Raw genomic sequence first — 18,596 nt, 5'->3', positions numbered from 1 at the left:
AAGCCCGCTCGACAGTGTCAATAAGGAATAGAGGAACCCTTTTCCACCCGAATCGTGATATAATCGAGCCAGGCTTTACTCCGTTTTGAGCAATACGAATACGATGAACAGTAGATGAGGTGACTCCCGTTGACTTATGATTTTGACCGACTTATTGACCGACGCAACACCCGTTCTTACAAATGGGATCAAGGTGCCAAGCTGTTCGGCAACCCGGATATTCTCCCGCTGTGGGTAGCGGACATGGACTTCCTTGCGCCGCCTGCGGTCCGTGAGGTGCTCGAGAAGCGCGCCGCACTCGGCGTCTACGGGTATGCCGTCCGGACGGAAGGCTACCTGGGCAGCATCGTGAACTGGTACAAGCGCCGCCATGGCTGGACGATCGAGCCCGGGTGGATCACCGATTCCCCGAGCATCGTGACTTCCCTGAGCCTGGCCGTCGAGCTGTTCACCGAGCCCGGCGGCGAGGTCGTCCTGCAGTCGCCGGTCTACTATCCGTTCTATGACGTCATCCTGGGCAACGGCCGCAAGGTCGCCAAGAACCCGCTCGTCATCCGGAACAACCGGTTCGAGATGGACTACGACCACTTGGAGTCCCTGTTCCAAGGAGGGGCCAAGCTCCTGCTGCTGTGCTCCCCGCATAATCCGGGCGGCCGCGTCTGGGAGCGTGAGGAGCTGCTGCGCCTCGGCGAGCTGTGCCTGAGATACGGTGTGACGGTGGTCTCCGACGAGATCCACTGCGACCTGGCCCTCTCCGGCCACAAGCATATCCCGTTCGCGTCCCTGTCGCCCGAGCTCGCCGACATTACGCTGACATGTCTTGCGGCTACGAAGACCTTCAACCTGCCGGGCCTGCATACGTCCTATGTCGTCACCTCGAACCCTTCCTTAAGACGCCGACTCGAACACCGGATCAAGACGCTGAGCATCCATATGGCGAGCCACTTCGCGCAGGACGCAGTCGAAGCGGCCTACAACGAAGGCGAAGCTTGGCTCGACGAGATGCTCGCTTACGTCGAGGGCAACCTCGAGTATGCGATCGGCTACCTGGCTCAGCATCTGCCGGAGGTGAAGCCGCTCCGTCCTGACGGCACCTACCTGCTGTGGGTGGACTGCCGCGCGCTGAACCTGGACATCCCGGGACTCAAGGACCTGATGTTCAACCGCGCCAAGGTCGCCTTCAGCGAAGGCTCTGTCTTCGGCACGGAGGGCGAAGGCTGGCTGCGCATCAACCTGGCCTGCCCGCGCTCCATCCTCGAAGAGGCGCTGCTGCGCTTCTGCGGAGCGGCTGTTCCGCAGTAAGCGGGGGCCGCTGCAGCAAAGCGAATAGCCGTACGGAAGCAGGAACATTCTGCTTTCGTACGGCTTGTTTGTCGTCTCCAGCCGGCCCGGCGCCAGCCCTCTGCATCTATGGTCCGCAGCCGGACGTGCAGCCAGCCGGTCCTGCTGTCCTACGATACTGCCCGCCCTCGCTGCAAGCGGTGCCCTTGCGCCCCGCTTCGTTCAGGGTGAGGCGGCCCCTCGTCCAGCTCTCCGGCCTTCGCCGCCCGCTGCCTTTTCAGCCCCCGGATCCCGTCTTCAGATATCCGGCAAGCGAACTGTCCGACGCCGCCAGCGCTTGCGCCACCAGCCCTGCCACATTTCGGGCCCCGAGCTCGTTGAAGTGCGTGTTGTCCCGCTCCCCTTCGGGGTAGTTCGGATGCTCGCCCGGCTCCAGCCAGACGAACCAGCCTTTGGACGCTTCTGACCCCAGCTTCCGGTACGCCCTCTGCGTGAAGTGACACAGATCGAGCAGCGGCACCCTCTGTGCCTCCGCCAAGCGCCGCACCGCATCCGGGTACTCCCCATGCGACGGCACAAGCACGCCCGCTTCATCGAATGCCCGCCGCTCTACCGAGGTCAGCAGCACGGGATACGCCCCCTTGCCGCGCGCCATCTCAATATAACGCAGCAAATGCTCCTCGTAAGTGGAGCCGGGGTCTGTATGCCGCGATTCGTCCGGCTTTTGGTCGTTATGCCCGAATTGGACCAGGAGATAGTCTCCCTCGCCGATTCCCGCCGCAATCCGGTCGAAGTGTCCCTCGCCGATATAACTCTTCGAGCTCCGCCCGTTGCGAGCTTCGTTACAGATCCGCACCCCGCCCGTCAAGTAGGAGCCGATCCACTCGCCCCAGCCCGACATCGGCCTCTTCTCCTCCGGGTAATTCGCGGCGGTCGAATCGCCGGCAATATATACCGTAACGGGTTTGGTCATTGTCCCACTCATTCGTATGCCAGCTCCATTCATCCCGGCCCTCATGCCGGTCCCTTTGTAAGACCCTGTATTTTGAGTCCTCAGACTCTATTCATTGTAGTACATCTATAAGAAAATTAATTCTATCTTCCTGCCCTATCGGAGCTATTCTTTCATTTATTTGTCCTTCTTCACCTAACTGCCAGCCAAGGAGGCTCCCATGAACGACGTTTACTCGCAGAAGTATACGCTGGAGGACGAATCCTTCGCCATCCAATATATGAACTACAAAGGCTATTACGCTATGCCCCGCCGCCACCTGCACTCCTACTATGAAATCTTCTATCTGCTCGGGGGCGAACGGGTGTATTTCATCAACGATACGGTCTACACAGCGCGGCAAGGCGACCTCGTCATCGTCAATCCGCACGACCTTCATCATACATCTTCCTCCGATGTGCCCGGATTCGAACGCATGCTGATCAACTTTACGCCTGAGTTCGCACTGCCGCTGTACGCGGCGGGTACCGCTTCGGAGCTGCTGCCCTTCGCCCAAGGCTCGAAGCTGCTCCGGCTTCCGCTCAAAGAGCAGACCGCCGTCGAGGGGCTCATCCGGCAGATGTATACGGAGTGCGCCGAAGCCCAGGCCGGCCATGAGACCTGCGTCAAGGCGGCCCTCGCCCAGCTGCTCGTCCGCATCCACCGGGACTATCTGCGGGAGAGCCTCAGTCCCTCCCCTCCCCAGTATACGCATCCCATGCACGGGAAAATCTCGGAGATCGCCGCCTACCTCGCCCGGCACTATTACGAAGAGCTGACCCTGGACGGGGTCGCCAGCCGCTTCTTCATCTCCCCGTCCTATCTGAGCCGCGTCTTCAAGAAGATCACCGGCTACCACTTCCGGGAATACCTGCTGCAGATCCGGGTCAAGGAGGCCCAGCGCCGCCTGAGAGAGACCCGCGACAAGACGATCTCGATCGCGGAGCAGACCGGCTTCCGGCATATCTCCCACTTCAATACGACGTTCAAAAAAATCGTCGGCCTGCCGCCGCTGCAGTATCGCAAACATCAACAGGAGCTGCGGGAACCGAAAGCGCCCCGGGGGTAGGCCCCCATTTCCTGTGAAAATAAAGGGTTTTCTTAATGCTTAGGTTAAAATAAGCACCTTGATTAAGAACTACAAGCTACCCGCGTACGTTCTTTAGTATCATTGGAAAATTGAATATAAGGAGTAGGGCGTAGCCCAAGCGAAGGCGCGGGAGCGCTCTTTTAAGTAAGGCATTTAACCGACAATGTTACTCGTTTACAAGTCAACGATGTACAAACAGTCCCGGCTTCTACCTTTCTGATTTATACTTAGTTTCTACGGACCTATGATTCCCAGATTGTTATCATAGTCATCCAGCAGCCACAGCCCTCGCTCTTTCTTCAGAATGAAGGTGTCCGTAATCTCCTTGTCTTTCTCATTTGTGGTAACAACTCGTACCTTTACTTTCTTCTTGGTAGGGCTGAGACCCCATATACTCACAATTTTGTAGTTCTTCATCTCGCCGTACTGCCATCTATAGTTCATTAGTTCACCATGGCTGGAAGGGGAGACCTTATGATACAGTGAGCCAAAATCTTTACGGCTGAATAACTCATAAAAGGTGGCGACTTCGGCTTTCACCTCCGATGTCCCCCTTTGATTCAATACCAGCAATAGACCGGAGAGCATTATAACCATAATGAGCATGCCCATGCGCTTTCTTCCCATACTAGCCCCCTTACCTTATAGCTTCAGAAAACTTCCAATATTTGGAATGATCTAGGTAGCTGGGCATTTAACATCAGGAAATGCTAGATGCTGTTACCCTTCAGGGATAAACACATTATTCTTGATAAGGATAACGGTTTGGAGAAATACTCTTTATGGATAACAAAGGAGGTGGACTATAAAATGAGCACTAAAACCAAACCCGATAAAAACAACCCAAAGAATAGCCCGTCACGTTCTAACGACCCAAACGATCAAGGAAGACCTAGCGTGCAAAAATAATTCGCATTAAATATTATGAAAGCATCACCGAACCCGGTCTTCACGACCGGGTTCTTTCGTTAGCCTAATGTTCAAAACCCTTTGTTCGTTTTTTATACAAGCCTACTAAAACCACATAAACCATATATCCAATTAGGCACCCTGTCTTTAAGTATATTGCGAAAAGATGCTTTGCTTTAATGCTTTTCATAATTGCGGTTATTGAGCAAGCTTCTTCGTTACTTCAAAAGATTCTGATAATTCGGGAGGAAGTCATCCTTATTGGGTCCTCTGAGATGTTCAACATTTTTAAATTCAACTCCAGCGGATGATATCCGATATGTAAGTATATCTTCACCGACAGATATATGAGGGCCGACTATTGGTTGAGCAGCGATTGTGATTAAAAAATCAAAACCACGGAAACCAGCTACCCTTTCAATGTTCTTCACATTTACAGAATACGGAGGGACGACTGGTGGTATTGAAATTACCTCTGAGTACACCTCAGCAAGCTTCTCTTCCATATGCGGAAGTAGAATTAAAACAAGCATATCTTGAAGCTGCAGTTCCCTTGAGTCCGCATGATCAGTTACATTTGAAGCTTGCGCTGAAAGAGCCTCTTCAGCAACATAGTGAACATCTATTTTATGTTTGTTATCCGTCTCAGGAGAGGCTTGTGTATATTTCACAAGAGCACCGCTGCTCTCAGCGAATAAACGAAGAGGTACATATGCCTTGCTATTATAGCTAATCACCTCTTCACCTTCCTGTAGTTCTACTACTTTGGAGAGCCCGTTAGCTAGAAAAAAAGTGACTTTACTCGGAAAGATTGTTGCTTCAATTACACTCGAAGCAAATACAGAAGCGGTTGTCATTAAGAAGGCACCACACAATAAACCTGCAATAAAATGTTTTTTCAATTCGTCCTCTCCTCTTGAATTCCAAATTATATCCAATTAACGAAGTCAATGTACTGTTTGTTGCAAACAAAGCTCCAGCATCAATATTTCGTGTTGAAGAGCGTATGCCTTTCAATGTTTTCGGACTGAATCCTTGAATGCATTTGTCAGTTTCATACAACACCGACAACACACTTACTTCATAACAAAACCTCCCTCTTAGAAGCAATTAATTCTAGTTAGCTTCTAAGGGGAGGTTTTAATCTGCCTGTTGTTTTGATCAGTGTTCCAGTTCCTCGATGTTGAATGATTAACGGGCTCCCCTCAACATTCCTATAAAGAAGACTTAAAAACAGGGAGTAGCTGCCGTGGCCTGCTGCGCTTATTGAACTAACGTCTCCTGGACAGCTCGATAGCACACTTGCTACATATCAATACACTTTAGTGTTTCAGGCTCATTTCGAAACATAAGTTCAAGATGATTTTTTATTGCTTGAAGTTGATCTACGGCAACATTGAACCTAATTGCAATGTGATTTGGTATTTGCAGCACTTTGACTGTTGAGTCATCAAGGATGATCTCTAATGAGTCACTACGTAAAATTATTTCTTTTATATCGCAGTAGTCTGAACAATCTTCTCCATTTATGGTGATATGTACTTTATCAAGCCCTAGAGCCTTGTCTTGGTCATCGCTCTCTGTAGATCTCTGAAGAAGTATATATTCTTTTGTTTCAAATTCTTGATCGGCAAAACCAACTAGTACAACCTCCATCTCTTCATCAAAATTCGAATATAAAAAATGGGCGTATTGAATGAACAAGTGTATATCCCTCCACCTTATTTCCGCTTAAGTTAAAAGAAAGGGTTCTCCCCGTTTATATAGATCACATCATATTCCCAAAGTATATTAGGGCTCTCATATTGAACGTCAAGAAAGTCCGTACGAACGAAACCAAGATCCTGAAATAATTGATTCGCTAGAGTTGCCCCACTGCTCTTTTCTTTATGATTCGAAGCTGTTGTAATTAGCGTAATTGAGCTACAGGCATTCTTACTATCTGTTTGTGCTTAATTCCCTTGTAGGAATAACTCGTATAGACTCTGTGACTCGGTATTAGCAGGGGAGTAATGGGTTTCCCATCAATTGTTAGACCAGTTAACTTAATACCTTCAAAGCCTTGTAGTTCAATTTCTAATAACTCGATCTCCTTATCGCTTTCGTTGACTAACCCTAGAACCATACTTCTGTTCGGTATTAACTAGACTAGGGGCAGCCGATCGCATGACCAGCTGCTGCAGTGGTTTATTCAGCTATCGTTCTCCAGATAGTTCAATTAACTCAAATCAAATGTGGTCCAACCTACCTCAATTATTTTTGTCTGCAAATCCCTGAACTTGCACTCAGCATTCAGACCGGTGAACTCAATCTTGGTGAAGGGCTTAGTGAAAAATGTAAAGAAGCAAGGCTTGGCACAGATATCACGTTGACCGACACACTTACTTTGATTGCGAAACTCCTGGGCCTCTACATCCAACCAATTGTTCTTCCGCTTGTGGTAGCTGACCCAGTTTTCATTACATTCCTTAAAATCCACTGATGATTCCTTACCGCTATTATCAATAAAGCTAAAGCCTTCTGAAGTTATCTCCAAAATTCTCAAAATCACCCCTCCAATCCCGAAGGCAGCGGTTTAGCTAGCCGGTGGCCTTCGTTTATTCCATTTTACTAACGTTCCTCGTTAGTTGAGCAATTAGCTAATTTCTTGACAGTATCCCCATCAATAACGATGGCTTCACCATCCGCCAATCTTTCAAATCCAATATTAGTTTGTTGTTCGAGTTGTTGTAGTTTCGTTTCAAATTGAGGATTGGCATCCATGAATCGATTGTAATGAGGAACTACGTTTATCTTTACTAACCCAACGGCACTATGATCGCTTAGCTCATCTACATCCATGGGATCATACCCTGCAATTACATTTAACTGATTCACATGTTTAATTGAATCAGCAAGCACCATAGCCCCCGCACTAGTCCCAATTATTATTTTATCTCGAAGTGCTACATTTCTAAGCGTTTCTATTGCATTGCTTTTATACAACCAAAGCAACAGAAAGAAAGGGTTCCCCCCGTTTATATAGATCACATCATATTCCCAAAGTATATTAGGGCTCTCATATTGAACGTCAAGAAAGTCCGTACGAACGAATCCAAGATTCTGAAATAATTGATTCGCTAGAGTTGCCCCATAGCTCTTTTCTTTATGATTCGAAGCTGTTGTAATTATGCAAGCTCGCCTGCTGGTAATTGGTAATTCCAGCAATTGAATTAGCTCTTCTCTGATACGATTGTTACTTATTCCGTTCGACGTTAGCATAATCTTCATGGCCCACCGCTTTCTGGGTTAAATATAATCTCAACAGAGACAGACGGCCGATCACCCTGCCAGCCGCCCCCTAGTCCTCCATTGTGCCAACGTTCTTCGTGAGCTGAGCGAACACGTATTTAAATACCCGTCGTTGTAAATAGCGACATAAAAAAAGACACCTAATAGTGGTGCCGATCATTCCGTAATAGATGAATTATTTCATCAAGTTTTCGCCCTATTTCTACATCAGCCTTTTTCTTCCAGTTTAAATACTGTATCCCTTTCACTATCGCAAAAACAATGAGCAGTATAAAGGCAAAATAAAGGATTTGAATAATACCAGATTTGAACTCTCCCACCACTTAGGTAACGCTTGAAGCGGGGGATTCTTGGATAATCGAACCTGTTGGTTCAAACTATACAGCACTAAGCTGTATGCCAAGCGAACCTGTGGTTCCCACAGCTTTATAGAGCCGCTATACAGCGAGTTTTTTTATATTTCGGGCGGCATTTTCGTCCCGATCATGCAAAGCACCACAGGATGGACAGCTCCACTGCCGAACGGATAGCTGCTTGACTGCTGGATTCACAAAGCCGCACACATGGCACGTTTGGCTGGTTGGTGCATACGTGTCCGCCACCTTTAGGATGCGTCCATACCATTCGGACTTATAGGTAAGCTGCCTTGCAAATTCACTCCAGGATGCATCTGCGATGAATTTTGCCAGCTTATGATTTTTGAGCATCTTCCCCACTTGCAGGCTTTCGATGCTGATCGTTTGGTTTTCACGAATCAGCTTCGTGGACAGCTGGTGCAAGAAGTCTTGGCGCATATTTGCAATTTTCTCATGGATACGAGCTGCCTTGATTTTGGCTTTATGCCAGTTCGATCCACCTTGGGTGCGGCGGCTCATGCGCCGTTGCCAGAAGGCTAACTTCTTCTCGTATTTGCGGTAAGCCTTTGGGCTTGCAACTCGCATTCCGTCCGAGCAGACCGCAAACTCTTTTAAGCCAAGATCAATACCGATATGCTTGTCGGCCGGCGGCAGGGATTGCTGCTCCACCTCACAAACAAGCGATACGAAATACTTACCCGCCGCATTTCGACGTACCGTAGCGGAAAAAATGCGTCCTCCGCAGGTTCTGGAATTCGCAAAACGAACCCAGCCCAGCTTCGGAAGCTTGACTTGGTTGCCTTGGATTGCAATATTGCCATTCGTATACTTGGTTGTATAGCTTTGAATAGGATTCTTGCGGCTTTTGAAGCGTGGAGCTTGGGTTTGCTTTTTGAAAAATCGGTTAAAGCTGTCAGCAACGTGCTTCACAGCCGATTGTAATGCAATGCTGTCCACTTCTTTAAGCCATTCAAAGGAGGTTTTCAGTGCCGGCAGCTGCGTGGCACATGTATTGTACGACAAGCCTTTCCCTGTTGCTGCATAGGTATCATTCCACTTCCCTAAGAAGTGATTGAACACAAAACGGCAACAGCCAAACATCTGGTGGATAAGCCTTTGTTGCTCTTTTGACGGATAGATGCGGTATTTATAGGCTTTGTGTATGAGCATGCCGCACACCCTCCTTTCAAAGTGAGTATAGAAACATTATAGCACATACGTTCGGATTGATAGCAAAAAAACGTGATTCATCCCCCACTTAGCTAACGCTTGAAGTCGGGGTATTCTCGCTTGGGTAGGATAAACGAAAAGGACATTTCTCCACATGGTCTCCTTATTTTTGATTTTCTCTTAACGATACAGAAATATCCATCTATTTGCAATCTTTACTGATGATAGCTTTAATGCCCTCCCCCCACCTTGAATCAACCCTTGACGGCATGGCAAAGAGACTTCAGTCACCCGGAGGCCGCGCTATACCCCGATCCACACCGTCGGCCTCAATGACAAGTTTGGTTTATTGGGCTGCATTGGAACTATCGTCTCCCGTTTAGTTGAACTTACTTTGTGCCTCTTTTACACAGTGCGCCTCGACATCACTCAACCTTAGGTTAAACATTACCTTGCATCTCTTTTATGATTTCTAAGAATTGACCAACTTCCTTGGATGGATGTAAGGGATATAGTAAACCATAGGGAACTGCGAAATCTAAATCACTAGGGATCGTCACCAAGGATGGATGAATATCTGCCCACGCCTCCAATGTTAACATAACCGTATTACTTTCCTCGCAGCGATTAAACACATCAAGATCATAGAGACGCGGAACATCCTTAATTTGTATTTGAGGATGTTTCATTTTTAGGAAATCACGTATGTCATGAATGACGGCACTATTCCCACCATTCACTACAGCCAATCTTTCCCCATACAAATCTTTGACAGAAAGTGTTTTTCTTGAAGCCAGCCTATGTTGCCGGGATACGGCAAAGCAAACGCGGTAACTCCCCAGTTCAAGCACACGGTAGTAATCCTTGGAGTTATCTGTAAGCAATGGCCCCGCAATGATATCGAGCGATTGGCCAATCATGCGGTAAGTGGTTGGGAGTGTATGTGCGTCATCTTCGAAATGAACGATGTTTATTCCGAATTGAGGGTATAGGTCGCTAATTCCATTCCACATATCAATCAAAACCTTACAGGGGTTAAGCATCGAAGTACCCACCCGAACAATATGCCGATTGGCCTGTGCGGAGTGATGCATGCGGATCAGAGATTCTTGAAAATACTGCAGCATATGTTCCGCATCTTTGATAAAAGCTGTTCCTGCCTTTGTGAGGCTGACACCGTGGTTGGTACGGATAAAAAGTGGGACTCCGGTTTGCTTTTCCAACAAATTCATTTGTTTCATCACAGCGGTTGAAGAAATAAAAAGCTTTTCGGCTGCCTTAGAAAAGCTTCCGGACTCCGCCACTTGAACAAACGTCTTCAGTTGCTCAATCATTCAGGCGGGCTCCTCCTTTTGCATAAACCATAAGTTAATACCATGCTAACTTATTTGAAATTCCGTATCAAGCTGATAAGCCGTAACATGATAGAAGAACGAAAGAGAAAACAGAAGCTTTAACAAAGCTGCACACAGAACTGTATTGGAGGAGAATACTATGGAAAACAAAGTCTGGTTCATTACAGGAGCCTCTCGCGGATTAGGACGCATTTGGGCGGAGGCCGCACTCTCCCGAGGGGATAAGGTTGCCGCGACCGCTCGGACACCGGAAAGCATCGCCGAGCTTAAGGAACGTTTTGGAGACGCTGTTCTCCCCCTAGCGCTCGATGTAACAGATTCGGAGCAGGCCCGGCATGCCGTTCAGCAGGCTCATGCGCATTTCGGCAGACTGGACGTCGTCCTAAACAATGCCGGTTACACACTGGTTGGCACGACTGAGGAGGCTGACGAATCCGACGTCCGCGAACTATTTGACACCAATTACTTTGGTACGCTTCGTGTCATCCAAGCTGCCCTGCCTCTGCTTCGACTACAGGGCAGCGGGCACATTCTCGGCGTCTCAAGTGCCATGGGGATTGTTGCGGTGCCGCTCATCGGCTTCTATTGCGCGTCCAAATGGGCTGTCGAAGCATTACACGACAGCCTCGCTCAAGAGGTTAAAAGCTTCGGCATTAAGGTCACGCTGCTCGAGCTGGGCGCCTTTGCAACTGACTTTGGAAGCCCCCTGTCCATGAGGACATCCCAGGGATTGGAAGTCTATGCTGAACTTCGAGATCGGGTGTCCGCTCGTTTATCGACAGAAGAACGGGGCAATCCGAATGCGACGGCCGAAGCGATTCTTCAAATCGTAGACGCCGAGGATCCGCCTCTGCGGTTTGCGGTCGGCGCAGGGGTCTTGCCTTTGGTGCGCGGAGTCTATGCTGATCGTTTAGCCACTTGGGAGACATGGGAAGCTGTTTCGAACGGAGCACAAGGAACGCCGATAAGCCGCCGTTAGATTTGGAATTAGCAAAGAGTAAAGAAACAGGGGGCAGCTGCCAACAAGGCAGTCTGTTCCCTGTTTGCCTTTTGCAATGCTTCCAACTGAGCCGATACGTAGACTTCAATTCAACTCTTCTGCCCAATACTTCAATGAAGAAGAGAGCAGCTACTGCGGTGATATGCTTCCCTTGTTGTTGAATTAACTGAGTTATTTACTTTGTTGAGTTTCTGCAAACCATGCAATCGCAAGCTGCTCCATTCTCGTTACAAAGGCCTTCTTTGCTGGACTATATTCACTTGTGTTTTCAAAGCGTTGAGCTACTTCTTCCTTGAATCGGCTATATCTTGCGACTTCTTCCGGATGACTTCTCAAGTAGTCTCTGAATATTAAATGCCGTTCCATTTGAGGATGATCGGCTTGTTGAACACTCCCACCACTTAGCTAACGCTTGAATTGGGGGATTCTTGGATAATCGAACCTACTGGTTCAAACTATACAGCACTAAGCTGTATGCCAAGCGAAACTGTGGTTCCCACAGCTTTACAGAGCCGCTATACAGCGAGTTTTTTTATATTTCGGGCGGCATTTTCGTCCCGATCATGCAAAGCACCACAGGATGGACAGCTCCACTGCCGAACGGATAGCTGCTTGACTGCTGGATTCACAAAGCCGCACACATGGCACGTTTGGCTGGTTGCTGCGTACGTGTCCGCCACCTTTAGGATGCGTCCATACCATTCGGACTTATAGGTAAGCTGCCTTGCAAATTCACTCCAGGATGCATCTGCGATGAATTTTGCCAGCTTATGATTTTTGAGCATACTCCCCACTTGCAGGCTTTCGATGCTGATCGTTTGGTTTTCACGAATCAGTTTCGTGGACAGCTGGAAGGCTAACTTCTTCTCGTATTTGCGGAAAGCCTTTGGGCGTGCAACTCGCAGTCCGTCCGAACAGACCGCAAACTCTTTTAAGCCAAGATCAATACCGATATGCTTATCGGCTGGCGGCAAGGGTTGCTGCTCTACTTCACAAACAAGCGATACGAAATACTTGCCCACCGCATTTCGTCGTACCGTAGCGGAAAGAATGCGTCCTCCGCAGGTTCTGGAATTCGCAAAACGAACCCAGCCCAGCTTCGGAAGCTTGACTTGGTTGCCTTGGATTGCAATATTGCCATTCGTATACTTGGTTGTATAGCTTTGAATAGGATTCTTGCGGCTTTTAAAGCGTGGTGCCCAGAGTTTGCTTTTTGAAAAATCGGTTAAAGCTGTCAGCAACGTGCTTCACAGCCGATTGTAATGCAATGCTGTCCACTTCTTTAAGCCATTCAAAGGAGGTTTTCAGTGCCGGCAGCTGCGTGGCACATGTATTGTACGACAAGCCTTTCCCTGTTGCCGCATAGGTATCATTCCACTTCCCTAAGAAGTGATTGAACACAAAACGGCAACAGCCAAACATCTGGTGGATAAGCGTTTGTTGCTCTTTCGACGGATAGATGCGGTATTTATAGGCTTTATGTATTAGCATGCCGCACACCCTCCTTTCAAAGTGAGTATAGAAACATTATAGCACTTACGTTCGGATTGGTCGCAAAAAACGCGATTCATCCCCCACTTAGCTAACGCTTGAAGTCAGGGTATTCTCGCTTGTGACAACGATAAATAGGGAGGAGCAGTTTGCCGTGGCAAGCCGCTCCTCCTGTCATTTTCTAAAAATATAGAGCTGTACGCCGGAAACAGGTACGCACCCGAATCCGCGAACTTTGGGCACTGGGCGTGCGCGGACAAGGCTTGTTCGTTACCGGGACTCCGTATTTTGATTCCGAAGCCTCCATTGCCAGATACGCTTAATTCATTTCATTATATCTTTCGACTGCCTTGCTTAGCAGATAATTGAAATTCTCAGGTGTACCATCCGTCGTGTGCAGGAACTGGCCCTTCAGGTCAGAATCCGATACAGGCTGCTTCTTATTGATGCGTTCAATGATTTTCGAAGCGGCCGCTTTTGCCTCGGTGGCTGAATGCACAAAGTTCTCGATGCTGAAGCTATTTACCCCTTCTTTTTGCATTCGTTCCTTGTCCTTTGCGATTGTCATGAGCGTATTCAGATCTTCAGTCATGATGTCGTATTTGGCTTTAAACTTCGTCATATCAAGCTGCAGCACATTGCCGGCGCTGATTCCCTGCTCATCCATTTCAATGGCTGCAGCCTCGGCATCGATCATGAACTTCAGGGCATTATACCGGCTCTGCTGGCCTGCATCCTTGAGTTTTTGCAGTTCGGCCTGACGCTGCTCGTTACCCAATTTTTGCATAGCCGTGAAGTATTGTTTGGCGACAGTCTCGTATGCGGTATGGGCACTTACTAGCTTGGTATGCAGCTGTTTTCCTTTTGCGAAATCATCATCCACGTAGCCTTTACTATCATAGTAGGCTTTCAGATCGTCCAGAACGGACAACAGATCTTTGATGACCGGTGTCAGTTTGTTCACTACAGGATCCGCGTTCGCAAAAGCAGGTTGGCTTGCGGTATAGCCGTTCGCTTTATCAATAACTTCCCGCTCCGTTGCGGCAACGCCGATCATGATAAAGCTCAGGTTCTTCTCGATTACAGGCTGTTGATCCACTCCGAACTTCTCGAAATAATGATTCAGAACCTCATTGATTCGGCCCGTCATCAAGTTATTGAGCCCCACATACGCATTGTATTTCTCGATTTCTTTGCTCTCGCCCGGCGTAACGCCCGCAGCCGCTTGATTCACGGTGGATGAAATGGCAGAACAAGCGGACAACATGGCACCTAACACGATAATGGCAATAAAAAATGATAGCTTTCTCACAAAGTAATTCCTCCGACTAAGTAATTGTGAAACATACCTATTGAATTCTAGAATGATTTGGTGAATAGGTCTTGAGTCTTGAGTAGCAAAATTTGCAACAGGATTGTGTTACATAATTTTCCCAAGCGTCCAATGTAATTTTTCCAACCCAAGTTTCAATATAATCAGGGAGCATATCACGGCGATCTGCTCCCTTGATTATTCCACTAATGTTCTCCCGAGAGTTGAGAATCGCACGACACGACTCCATTTTGGCTTCAACTTCGCTCCGAATTGAACTTACCTACAAAAGATACCTTGAAGTGGGAGGCAGGTTGATGGAATGGCTCAACCAACAGACTTAGGGGCCGTATTACACGGGGCCAAACGTTTGCACCGAGCGAGCGTACAGGATGTAATCCACACCGGCCGGCTCTATCCCGCCTGCGCGGAGCGCGGCATTGATCTGCCCGCGGTGGTACTGGCCGTGCAGGGCCACATGGATCAATATGTCCCGCAGGGACGACTCGAACGGTGCTCCGGCTTGACTGCGATAGGCGATCGGCTTATCCAATCGATCTTCGGGCAAAGCGTCGAGATAAGCCCGGTAGCCATCTCCATTCGCGTCGATCAGCGCAGCGCAAACGGCAAGATCAACAGGGTCTACCCATAGTGCGAGACCCTCGCTGCTCTCCCCGCGAAGACGTGTCAGCCAGATGTGCTCCGCTTGAAGCACGTGCAGGAACAGAACCGATGCCTTACTGGCTTCTTCCGCAGGCGCGGCTTGCAGTGCCTCAAGCAGCTTACGGTTCGCCCAATCCAAGTGTGCGAACAAGTTTCGAATCGTTTGCATGTCCGTTCGACCTCCATTATCCCTGATCTCTTACCTTATATACCCTTTGATTGTAACACGCATCGGCATGACAACCAACGCCCCTCCGTGTGCAGCCTGTAGTATTGGAATCATTTTGCATATTACTCCATAAGTTCGTCGATCGGAAGACCGTCCAACACGATATCTACAACAATTGGTAGTTTTTTAATGAATTGGTTCCACTTCAGGCCTCCATAAGTGTACAGTTCTTCATGCTCCACATCGAAGCTCCCTAGACATTTTTGATCAGGGATCCAAATGACAAAACCTGTGCTGCCATAGCCCTCAACTTCTTTCGTTAAGTCCCAAAAAACTCTACCCTGCCACTCTATAGGCTTAACGTCAAATATCGTTTCGAACTCGATGTATTGGGCGGGACATGTCTCAGGAAGGTCAATGCGGCGATTTTCGGTTCCAAGCCACTTCATGATGTCAGAGGGTAATCCCATTTTCTTGAGTTCTGCAGCCCGTTGATCCGCTTCATGCCAAATGGACGGTTCAAACTGCTTAATATACTCCATCATTTCTGTATTTTTATGCCGTTTCGCCTCCAGAAACGCACGATTCCCGTACTTATCCTTCATCGTCACGTCCGCGCCGTGCTCCACCAAATAGGTAACGATTTCAAAGTGATTTCCATTCGCAGCCATTTGGACAGGAGTCGTACAGTATGGAAAAACCTGATCCGGACCATTGAAATTGACATCCGCCCCATGTTCGACGAACAAACGGACCATTTCAAATTTACCATCCCAAGATGCAGTTCGAAGAGCATTCCCGCCATTCGATTTCAAATCGAAGCCCAGCTCAATCAAAGCACGAACACCTTTATAATTTTTAAAAGAAAGGGCTCTCCAGATAGCGGATGTTTTTACATGATTCAGTGCATGGAGATCTGCTCCATGCGCTAAGAGTTTTTCGAAAATCGCCCTATTCCCATATCGAGCGGCCGCGGTGATTACGGGTTCTTCTTTATCATTTATACTATCAATGCTGTAGCTGTCCAGGATATGGGAAGCCCAACCTATTCGGTTATATTCCAGCGCTTTCCCCAGCACCTGAAACGGTAACACAGAGCCTGCGGGATATTTGTATTTTTCCAGCGTATCCGTGAACTTACTGTAATCATTTTCCTTCAAACACTTTTGTACTTCTTCTAAAAAGTCCTTCATAAGCTCCTCCGATTTTTCCTTACCTATATTCCACGCAAAAAAATGCTTTACCCACTTTAATTGCATTGCTGTTACCAATCCGACATTAATAAAAAAATGACTCAGATGCCACAGGTATTGAGTATTGCTTTTCGAATTCACTCCTAACCTAATAAACGACAATCCCAATATTGAAAAAATGGAGCAGATGCCTCGGCAAACTGATCCTGGATCGTTGAACTAACGTCCCCCAAAGCCTTTTTCCTCACCTGGTCTCAACCAGCCATGCAAACTTTCCAGCAATATCCGAGGCAACTTGAGATATCGCCTCTTCGAATTCATCATCCATGTCCATAGGGTGATCGATCTCGATAATCTCCTCAATTCATTTAGAGACACGAATGCATAATTCCCTTGGGAATTCGCCAAGATTCCAGTTAATCTAATGATTCACTATTGATGACCCTGTTGAACTTCAGATAGCTTTCTTTAGTAAAGTGAGGCACGGACAGCAGATATTGTTCAAGCTCATATGCCCCAACCTCTCCAGAATAAGTTGTATCGGGGTATATACATCGTACATTTCGTTCTCCTCCTGCTCTTCTATGCGCCCTTCCTTTCTCCTTTATGCGTAATAACCGCCTTCTTCCGGATACTTGCTATCTTTGAGATAATGACGGTAGATCTCTCCGAAGACTCGATTCGCCATGCTTTGGCTCTGCTTGTCGTTCATTAATCTTACCACTTGACTGATCGGTGTATCTCCGTCAATATCCCCTCTCACCAGCTTGGTGATATCGATTTCGAATACTCCGTCTAGCACCTCGTTACATCCGCCGAATCTGTATCTCGCTGTCGTATCCACGACTTCTACTAACTCGAACTTAAGACAAATCGCCATATACTCCGCTCCATTCTCATCCGCAATAGAACCTTGAAGATTCTTGCTTCGTACGTTCACACCCCATTCACTTGTCAGAAGGGCTGCTCCGCCCGGTTCTGTAATCAGCGAATATGTGCCGTGCCTCCATACAACGCAGCCAAGACTGCCTCTCCCGATGGCAGTCTTGGTTCAACCCAGCGATATTCGAACATCAAGGCGTCATCCTTCGCCGCCTGGTGCGGGTTCAATCCGGCAGGATGCCGAGATGAACCAGACCAGGAACACGGCACACAGCATAGCTATGAAGCCATACCCTCGGAACACGTCGTACCGGGATGCGAAATAACCGAAGCCCAGGCCCGCCAGCATATGCACCGCATTCAATCCAAGCGATTGGAAGGAATCGATCGTCGCCCGCATGGACGAATCCTGGATCCGGTGATGCAGGTAGCCGGTTGTGAGCGGTTCGATCACACCGGAGAACAGACACACCGCGAGTATGGCCGCCAAGCCTAGAACGCCTCGGCTTAGGGCAGCACAGGATAGGCCGATCGCCAATAGGGCCGTGACGCTGATCAGCAGCCCCCGGATGCCGAAGCGGTCTGCCAGCCGGTGGGCGAGCAGGCTGCCCGGCAACCGCAGAAGCATGAACGCGGCGGACATCACCCCGAAGTAGAGTACGGGCAGCCCGAGCCGGTTCACGTACAGCTGCCAGAACTCATCAATGAATCCTATGGCTGTACCCGTCACCATGCCGGAGAGCAGGACGGTGACCACGCTGGGGCGGTTTCGAAAAAATCTCAGAGACACCACTACCGACCGCTTGAGCGAGACCGCTTCCCCGGCAGCGGACTCCTCTGCCACCGAGGCTGGCTCGACCAGCAGGAGTGTAAGGGACAGCGCGGTCAGCGCGCTGCCAAGGGATATCCAGTAATTGAGCTCCAGGCCGAACCGGCTGGCAAGCAGGCTGCCGCATAGAGCCGCGAGCATGGCGGAGACGAAGTCGCAGGCGTGCAAGCGCCCCAGCTGCTTTTCGAACGAGGGCGCCCTGCCCTGCAGCAGTAAGGTATCGTAGAGCAGCGCATTCTCCGCCCCGCTGCTGGCCGAACGGCTGATACCGGCTAAGAAGACGACCAGCGCGAAGTGCCAGAACTCCTCTGCGACCAGCAGGATGCCGAATTCGCCGCACGCCAGCAGGCTGCTGAGCACCAGCATCCTCTGCCGGCCCCACTTGTCGGCAAGGACGCCGGTCGGCACCTCCAGCAGGACGATCGTCAGCGCATAGATGATCTCCGTGTACACGACCATCTGAATCGACATGCCCCGCTCCTCCCAGTAGAGCCTCTCGATCACATAGGCCGGGATGAGGCTAGACAAAAAACGGAATGCATACAGCTTCCGCAGATTTGCAGTATAGTCCATGAAGGTACTCCTCTCCTGATTGCGGTTGAGACGGTTCACTC

17 protein-coding genes and 2 pseudogenes are annotated in these 18,596 nt (G+C 48.9%); 3 read left to right on the top strand and 16 right to left on the bottom strand.

The genetic code is table 11. From position 1 onward, the window contains the following. The first annotated feature begins 129 nt into the window (after window positions 1-129). On the top strand, window positions 130-1,302 hold the full coding sequence (locus tag O9H32_RS03325; RefSeq protein ID WP_269864395.1) for a MalY/PatB family protein: 1,173 nt from the start codon (window positions 130-132) through the stop codon (window positions 1,300-1,302). Between the two features lie 256 nt (window positions 1,303-1,558). On the opposite strand, the gene O9H32_RS03320 is transcribed toward O9H32_RS03325, so the two are convergent. Continuing rightward, window positions 1,559-2,254: a rhamnogalacturonan acetylesterase gene (locus O9H32_RS03320; RefSeq protein WP_269864394.1), complete on the bottom strand. Its 696-nt coding sequence runs from the start codon at window positions 2,252-2,254 to the stop codon at window positions 1,559-1,561. A gap of 199 nt (window positions 2,255-2,453) precedes the next feature. On the opposite strand from O9H32_RS03320, the gene O9H32_RS03315 reads away from it, so the two are divergent. Next, complete coding sequence (locus O9H32_RS03315) at window positions 2,454-3,341, top strand: helix-turn-helix domain-containing protein (RefSeq protein WP_269864393.1); 888 nt, start codon at window positions 2,454-2,456, stop codon at window positions 3,339-3,341. Window positions 3,342-3,596: 255 nt separating this feature from the next. On the opposite strand, the gene O9H32_RS03310 is transcribed toward O9H32_RS03315, so the two are convergent. The 8 genes from O9H32_RS03310 to O9H32_RS03280 form a co-directional block, all read right to left on the bottom strand. Then, window positions 3,597-3,989 carry a hypothetical protein gene (locus O9H32_RS03310; protein ID WP_269864392.1) on the bottom strand — a complete coding sequence of 131 codons (393 nt, stop codon included), beginning with the start codon at window positions 3,987-3,989 and terminating at the stop codon, window positions 3,597-3,599. 500 nt (window positions 3,990-4,489) lie between these two features. Then, complete coding sequence (locus tag O9H32_RS03305; RefSeq protein ID WP_269864391.1) at window positions 4,490-5,173, bottom strand: DUF3888 domain-containing protein; 684 nt, start codon at window positions 5,171-5,173, stop codon at window positions 4,490-4,492. 403 nt (window positions 5,174-5,576) lie between these two features. Further along, window positions 5,577-5,975: an Imm10 family immunity protein gene (locus tag O9H32_RS03300; RefSeq protein ID WP_269864390.1), complete on the bottom strand. Its 399-nt coding sequence runs from the start codon at window positions 5,973-5,975 to the stop codon at window positions 5,577-5,579. 514 nt (window positions 5,976-6,489) lie between these two features. Continuing rightward, window positions 6,490-6,816: a hypothetical protein gene (locus O9H32_RS03295; protein WP_269864389.1), complete on the bottom strand. Its 327-nt coding sequence runs from the start codon at window positions 6,814-6,816 to the stop codon at window positions 6,490-6,492. A 65-nt stretch (window positions 6,817-6,881) separates the two neighbouring features. Next, complete coding sequence (locus tag O9H32_RS03290) at window positions 6,882-7,541, bottom strand: Type 1 glutamine amidotransferase-like domain-containing protein (protein ID WP_269864388.1); 660 nt, start codon at window positions 7,539-7,541, stop codon at window positions 6,882-6,884. Between the two features lie 161 nt (window positions 7,542-7,702). Next, window positions 7,703-7,882 (bottom strand): DUF4083 family protein, encoded by a 180-nt coding sequence (locus O9H32_RS32850; protein WP_406627250.1) that lies wholly within the window; start codon window positions 7,880-7,882, stop codon window positions 7,703-7,705. Window positions 7,883-7,999: 117 nt separating this feature from the next. Continuing rightward, a complete protein-coding gene (gene tnpB, locus O9H32_RS03285; RefSeq protein WP_269864387.1) occupies window positions 8,000-9,088 on the bottom strand; it encodes an IS200/IS605 family element RNA-guided endonuclease TnpB in 1,089 nt (362 codons plus the stop codon). Window positions 9,089-9,528: 440 nt separating this feature from the next. Further along, window positions 9,529-10,422, bottom strand: coding sequence for a LysR family transcriptional regulator (locus O9H32_RS03280; RefSeq protein ID WP_269864386.1), 894 nt, complete (start codon window positions 10,420-10,422; stop codon window positions 9,529-9,531). A 160-nt stretch (window positions 10,423-10,582) separates the two neighbouring features. Here O9H32_RS03280 and O9H32_RS03275 point away from each other — a divergent pair, with 160 nt between their 5' ends. Next, window positions 10,583-11,422 carry an SDR family NAD(P)-dependent oxidoreductase gene (locus O9H32_RS03275; RefSeq protein WP_269864384.1) on the top strand — a complete coding sequence of 280 codons (840 nt, stop codon included), beginning with the start codon at window positions 10,583-10,585 and terminating at the stop codon, window positions 11,420-11,422. 192 nt (window positions 11,423-11,614) lie between these two features. On the opposite strand, the pseudogene O9H32_RS03270 reads toward O9H32_RS03275, so the two are convergent. The 7 genes and pseudogenes from O9H32_RS03270 to O9H32_RS03240 all read right to left on the bottom strand — a co-directional run. Further along, window positions 11,615-11,827 (bottom strand): annotated as a pseudogene (locus tag O9H32_RS03270) (GrpB family protein); the annotation flags it as partial. 131 nt (window positions 11,828-11,958) lie between these two features. Continuing rightward, window positions 11,959-12,934, bottom strand: a pseudogene (locus O9H32_RS03265) (RNA-guided endonuclease TnpB family protein). A gap of 319 nt (window positions 12,935-13,253) precedes the next feature. Beyond that, the gene (locus O9H32_RS03260; protein ID WP_269864383.1) at window positions 13,254-14,246 is read right to left on the bottom strand and encodes a YiiG family protein; all 993 of its coding nucleotides are present in this window, start codon (window positions 14,244-14,246) and stop codon (window positions 13,254-13,256) included. A 352-nt stretch (window positions 14,247-14,598) separates the two neighbouring features. Continuing rightward, on the bottom strand, window positions 14,599-15,078 hold the full coding sequence (locus O9H32_RS03255) for a DinB family protein (protein WP_269864382.1): 480 nt from the start codon (window positions 15,076-15,078) through the stop codon (window positions 14,599-14,601). Window positions 15,079-15,200: 122 nt separating this feature from the next. Further along, window positions 15,201-16,337 (bottom strand): ankyrin repeat domain-containing protein, encoded by a 1,137-nt coding sequence (locus tag O9H32_RS03250; protein WP_269864380.1) that lies wholly within the window; start codon window positions 16,335-16,337, stop codon window positions 15,201-15,203. A gap of 538 nt (window positions 16,338-16,875) precedes the next feature. Beyond that, on the bottom strand, window positions 16,876-17,151 hold the full coding sequence (locus O9H32_RS03245; RefSeq protein ID WP_269864379.1) for a hypothetical protein: 276 nt from the start codon (window positions 17,149-17,151) through the stop codon (window positions 16,876-16,878). 201 nt (window positions 17,152-17,352) lie between these two features. Then, window positions 17,353-18,555, bottom strand: coding sequence for an MFS transporter (locus tag O9H32_RS03240; protein WP_269864378.1), 1,203 nt, complete (start codon window positions 18,553-18,555; stop codon window positions 17,353-17,355). Window positions 18,556-18,596 lie beyond the last annotated feature (41 nt).

Origin of the sequence: Paenibacillus caseinilyticus, from assembly GCF_027533645.1 — a bacterium.
In the GTDB taxonomy this organism is placed as follows: domain Bacteria; phylum Bacillota; class Bacilli; order Paenibacillales; family NBRC-103111; genus Paenibacillus_G; species Paenibacillus_G caseinilyticus.
Note: the sequence above shows the minus strand (reverse complement) of the source record. Positions and strands in the feature narration are given on the sequence as shown.

Coding starts and splice junctions, on each gene's coding strand:
- O9H32_RS03310 (WP_269864392.1), bottom strand. CDS start 3,989: ATGGGAAGAAAGCGCATGGGCATGCTCATTATGGTTATAATGCTCTCC.
- O9H32_RS03240 (WP_269864378.1), bottom strand. CDS start 18,555: ATGGACTATACTGCAAATCTGCGGAAGCTGTATGCATTCCGTTTTTTG.
- O9H32_RS03245 (WP_269864379.1), bottom strand. CDS start 17,151: ATGGCGATTTGTCTTAAGTTCGAGTTAGTAGAAGTCGTGGATACGACA.
- O9H32_RS03315 (WP_269864393.1), top strand. CDS start 2,454: ATGAACGACGTTTACTCGCAGAAGTATACGCTGGAGGACGAATCCTTC.
- O9H32_RS03250 (WP_269864380.1), bottom strand. CDS start 16,337: ATGCAATTAAAGTGGGTAAAGCATTTTTTTGCGTGGAATATAGGTAAG.
- O9H32_RS03280 (WP_269864386.1), bottom strand. CDS start 10,422: ATGATTGAGCAACTGAAGACGTTTGTTCAAGTGGCGGAGTCCGGAAGC.
- O9H32_RS03320 (WP_269864394.1), bottom strand. CDS start 2,254: ATGACCAAACCCGTTACGGTATATATTGCCGGCGATTCGACCGCCGCG.
- O9H32_RS03255 (WP_269864382.1), bottom strand. CDS start 15,078: ATGCAAACGATTCGAAACTTGTTCGCACACTTGGATTGGGCGAACCGT.
- tnpB (WP_269864387.1), bottom strand. CDS start 9,088: ATGCTCATACACAAAGCCTATAAATACCGCATCTATCCGTCAAAAGAG.
- O9H32_RS03275 (WP_269864384.1), top strand. CDS start 10,583: ATGGAAAACAAAGTCTGGTTCATTACAGGAGCCTCTCGCGGATTAGGA.
- O9H32_RS03290 (WP_269864388.1), bottom strand. CDS start 7,541: ATGAAGATTATGCTAACGTCGAACGGAATAAGTAACAATCGTATCAGA.